We start from the raw sequence: 3,802 nt of genomic DNA on the forward strand, positions 1-3,802 counted from the left end.
CCCGCCACCCGACGACCGGGTGGCGGGGGCGCTGGTCTTTCTCCGTAATCGAATCGACGTGGACCATTCATCCGTCGTTAACCCGTTCCGGGACGCGTGCCGGTATTTTGTTTGGTCAGTGAAGCTGTGCGAGCGTGGGCTCGGCATACGAAAGAACCGGGAGGAACAATGGAGCAACGCAAACCGTCGCGATCAGTGGGAACGTCACGGATCATCGGATTGGCGACGGTAGCGGCGATCGTCCTCGGTGTGGGGGCGTGGGCCATCGCCGAGTTCGCGATGGGCACGCCGCGTTCCGATGCGATCGGCTCGGGGGCGTCGGCCGCCGGACTGGTCCTCGTCATCGCCGTGATCTACGCCGTGTTTGTGGCGCTGCGTTCCGGAAAGGAACGCTGAACGGTCGATTCGCGGGCCGTCGTCGAGCAAAGGCGAACGCGGAGCCGTTCGTGAACCGGGTCGGCGAGGCTGACGTCGACCGGCGGGTTACGGCGAGACCGGCTTTTCCTCCAGCGTCAGGCAAATCGAATTGATGCAGTAGCGCTGATCGGTGGGGGTGGGGTAGCCCTCGCCGGTGAAGACGTGGCCCAGGTGCGACTCGCAACGGGCGCAGAGCACCTCCGTACGGCGCATGCCCAGGCTGTCGTCGGCGCGCTCGATGACGGCGTCGCCGGCCAGCGGGGAAAAGAACGACGGCCACCCGCAGTGCGAATGGAACTTCTCCGTCGAACGGAACAACTCCGCGCCGCAGGCCCGGCAGGAGTAGACGCCCTCGGTCTCGGTGTCGGTGTACTCGCCGACGAAGGGGGCCTCGGTGCCGGCCAGCCGCAGCACCCGGAACTCCTCCGGGGTCAGGCGGGCGCGCCACTCGTCGTCGGTGAGGTTCCAGTCGTTCGTCATGCGTGCGTCCTTTCCGTCGGTCCCGAGTCCGCCGGTCGTGTGCCGGGGCGTTCATCCGTTGCAACGGCGGACCGGGCCGACGATGTTCCAACCCGCCCGAAAAACGACGTCGCGCCGGCGCGCCCCAACCAGTCGTAGTCTGCCGCGTGCTCCTCGATGGTCCACTTGATCAGCACCGCGAACATGGTCAGGCACAGCAGCATCCAGCCGATCCACGCCATCACCTGGATCCACAGCAACGAGCCCACGGCGTAGTCGTCCATGAACCAGTTGAGGCTGAAGTAGAACATGGTCGCCGCCAAGCCGGCGGGGGCGTTGAGCACCAGCGAACGGGGAGCGTCGCCTTGGGCGTCCGAGGGGCCGAAGAGAGCGTGGAAGATGCCGATGAACGTCGGCAGGATCAGCAGCGCGTAGTACTGCTGGCCCAGCGAGCTCAGCAGGAGCACGCCCGTCATCAGTACGCCGGACGTCGACAGGGCCCAGAAGACCTCGTCGCGCCACTGCCACCGCAGCAGCAGGATCAGCGCGAAGATCACCGGCGCGGCAAACGCGATGAGCCATAGCTTCACCAGCAATTCCGGGGCCCCGAAGTAGAGCAGCTCGCCGGAGATGGACGCATTGGCGTGGAGGCGAACCTCGCCCAGGTACGGAATCGTACGCTCGACGTATCCCATCGGGTCGGCGGCCAACGGCCATGCCACGATGTTGAACGCCACCGGGATGCCGAAGGCCCAGATGATGGTCGACCAGTCCTTTCGCACGAAGGCGAGGAACAGCAACGGCGCGACGATGGGCTTGACCGTGATGGCGAGGCCCAGGACGATGCCCGCCAGCGTGCGGCGACCGCCGAGGAGAAGGACGATGAACAGCACCTGGGCGAGCATCAGCGTGCCGTTGACGTTGGCGAAGCGCAACGTGCTGGTCGCCGATTCGGTGAGGAACGTCAGTGCCAGCGTCAATGGCACGATCCAGCTGGTCAGCGACACGCGACACAACCGCAACAGCAGGAGGACCGCCGCGACGATGCCCGCGGCCTGCACGAAAATGAACCACATCCGGGCCGTGTCGTAGTCGCCGAGCCACGTCACCGGCTGCAACGCCAACGTGCCGCCGGGGGAGTACAGGTAATGCGGGTCCACGTGCGCGTAATTGGCCGTGTACACGGGGTTGCCGTCCCCGAACCGGATCAGGGCGCGCCACACCGTGGTGAAGTCGTCGGTGCCGCCGCTTTGGTGGGGCAGCGCCCAGGCGCGGTGGATGATCATGAAAATCGCCAATGGCCACAACAAGGGGGCCACCATCCGCCGGGCGTGGGCGCGTGCGCCGTCGGTCGTCGTCGGGGAGGTAGTCACGGGTACGAAGCTACCCGGCGGCGTCCCCGGAATAGCGGACAAAAAGGTGCGAGTCGTCAAATGCCGCCGCCTCCGCCCGGAAGCCGAGGGGGAGTGCGGAGCCGGTGGCGTCGAAGGTGTCGGTGGCGTTGGTGTCACCGTCGGAGTGCGAGTTTCCGTCCGCCTCTTCCCGGGAACCGAACGTCGCCGGCCCGTCGCCGACGACCATCGGCGCCAAGGTCACGTACGCGCGGTCCACCACATTGGCGCGGAGAAAATCGCGGTACACGCCGGGCCCGCCCTCCAGGGCGATGCGCGTGAGGCCGCGCCGTCGCAAAGCATCGACTACCCGGTGCGGCGCGGTGTCGGGGACGTCGAGGAACTCCGCCCCGGCGGCGGCGAGGGCTTCGCGACGATCCGGCTCGGCCCGTCCGCCCCCGACGAGAATGGGCGGATTATCGGGGTCGTCGAAGATCGCGGAATCCGCATCGACCGAGAACGAGCCGCTGAGCACCGCCAACCGGGTCGGGGCCGCCGCGGGACCGTAGTTTTCGGCGTGCACCGTGCCGGCCCCGACGAGGACGACGTCGCTCGCGCGGCGCACCGCCTGCAGCAGCGCGGCGTCGGCCGGATTGCCCAGGCCGCCGGACACCCCGTCGACTGCGGCGCGGCCATCGATCGAGGTCACCGCGATGAGCGTCACCCCGTCGAGCGGCTCGACGAAACCCGCCGCGATCGGGTCGCCGGCGTCGAGTTGTCCCATCCACTTCATGCACGCCGAGCCTAGGCAACGCGGCTCAACCCCGCCAATGCCCCTAGGTTAGGGCACCCTTCTTTGGCTAGCCGAATAACCCTTGTGGGATTGATCGGCATGCGCATATGGTTATGGCATGCGACTCAATGACAAGCTTGAAAAGGCATTCAACGACCAGGTCACCATGGAGCTCCAGGCCTCCAACGTGTACCGCCAGCTGGCCATCGAACTGGACCGACTCGACCTCAACGGCATGGCGCAGTGGATGCGCGCCCAGTCCGAGGAGGAGATCGTCCACGCCGAGAAGTTCATCGACCACCTCGCCGCCCGCGACAACCATGCCCTCATCGGCGCCGTCCCCGCGCCGGAGGTGAAGGTGGAGACGGCCCTCGACGCCTTCCGCATCGCCCTGCAGCACGAGGAGAAGGTCTCCGCCTCCATCCGTGACCTGTGGAACCTCGCCGCCGACGAGCGCGACGTCGACTCCCGCCCGCTGCTCGACACCTTCATCGACGAGCAGATCCAGGAGGAGGACACCGTCCGCAACATCATCGGCCGCATCGAGCTCATCGGCGCCGACGGCCACGGCCTGCTGCGCATCGACGAGGAGCTCGGCTCCCGTCAGGAGGAGCTGGACTCCAAGGCCTAAGCCGGTGCGCCGCATCCGCGGCACCTGCTTGACGACGAACCCGCCACCGCGACTTTCATCGCGGCGGCGGGTTTTCTCGTGGGGGCATGACCCGGGCGCGAAAAACCCCGCCGGATCAACATGATCCGGCGGGGTAGTGGAGCGGATGACGGGACTCGAACCCGCGACCCT

5 protein-coding genes are annotated in these 3,802 nt (G+C 67.1%); 2 read left to right on the forward strand and 3 right to left on the reverse strand.

Annotated elements, in window-relative coordinates; genetic code table 11:
- The first annotated feature begins 195 nt into the window (after positions 1–195).
- The gene (locus HMPREF3121_RS00555) at positions 196–396 is read left to right on the forward strand and encodes a hypothetical protein (RefSeq protein WP_070519071.1); all 201 of its coding nucleotides are present in this window, start codon (positions 196–198) and stop codon (positions 394–396) included.
- An 87-nt stretch (positions 397–483) separates the two neighbouring features.
- Here the strand turns inward: HMPREF3121_RS00555 and msrB are convergent, their stop codons facing one another.
- The 3 genes from msrB to HMPREF3121_RS00570 are packed head-to-tail and all read right to left on the reverse strand — an operon-like array spanning position 484 to position 3,000.
- Positions 484–897, reverse strand: coding sequence for a peptide-methionine (R)-S-oxide reductase MsrB (gene msrB, locus HMPREF3121_RS00560; RefSeq protein ID WP_070519073.1), 414 nt, complete (start codon positions 895–897; stop codon positions 484–486).
- On the reverse strand, positions 894–2,249 hold the full coding sequence (locus HMPREF3121_RS00565; RefSeq protein ID WP_141742896.1) for a glycosyltransferase family 87 protein: 1,356 nt from the start codon (positions 2,247–2,249) through the stop codon (positions 894–896). Before HMPREF3121_RS00565 ends, msrB begins: the two co-directional genes overlap by 4 nt.
- Positions 2,250–2,259: 10 nt before the next feature.
- Positions 2,260–3,000 (reverse strand): dihydrofolate reductase family protein, encoded by a 741-nt coding sequence (locus HMPREF3121_RS00570; protein ID WP_083291113.1) that lies wholly within the window; start codon positions 2,998–3,000, stop codon positions 2,260–2,262.
- Positions 3,001–3,118: 118 nt separating this feature from the next.
- Between HMPREF3121_RS00570 and HMPREF3121_RS00575 the strand changes: the two genes are divergently transcribed.
- Positions 3,119–3,631 (forward strand): ferritin, encoded by a 513-nt coding sequence (locus tag HMPREF3121_RS00575; protein ID WP_070519078.1) that lies wholly within the window; start codon positions 3,119–3,121, stop codon positions 3,629–3,631.
- Positions 3,632–3,802 lie beyond the last annotated feature (171 nt).

Source organism: Corynebacterium sp. HMSC11E11 (genome assembly GCF_001807025.1).
GTDB lineage: Bacteria > Actinomycetota > Actinomycetes > Mycobacteriales > Mycobacteriaceae > Corynebacterium > Corynebacterium freneyi.

Excerpts from the sequence above, each read along its gene's own strand:
- HMPREF3121_RS00575 (WP_070519078.1), top strand. The coding sequence starts at position 3,119 with ATGCGACTCAATGACAAGCTTGAAAAGGCATTCAACGACCAGGTCACC.
- msrB (WP_070519073.1), bottom strand. The coding sequence starts at position 897 with ATGACGAACGACTGGAACCTCACCGACGACGAGTGGCGCGCCCGCCTG.
- HMPREF3121_RS00570 (WP_083291113.1), bottom strand. The coding sequence starts at position 3,000 with ATGAAGTGGATGGGACAACTCGACGCCGGCGACCCGATCGCGGCGGGT.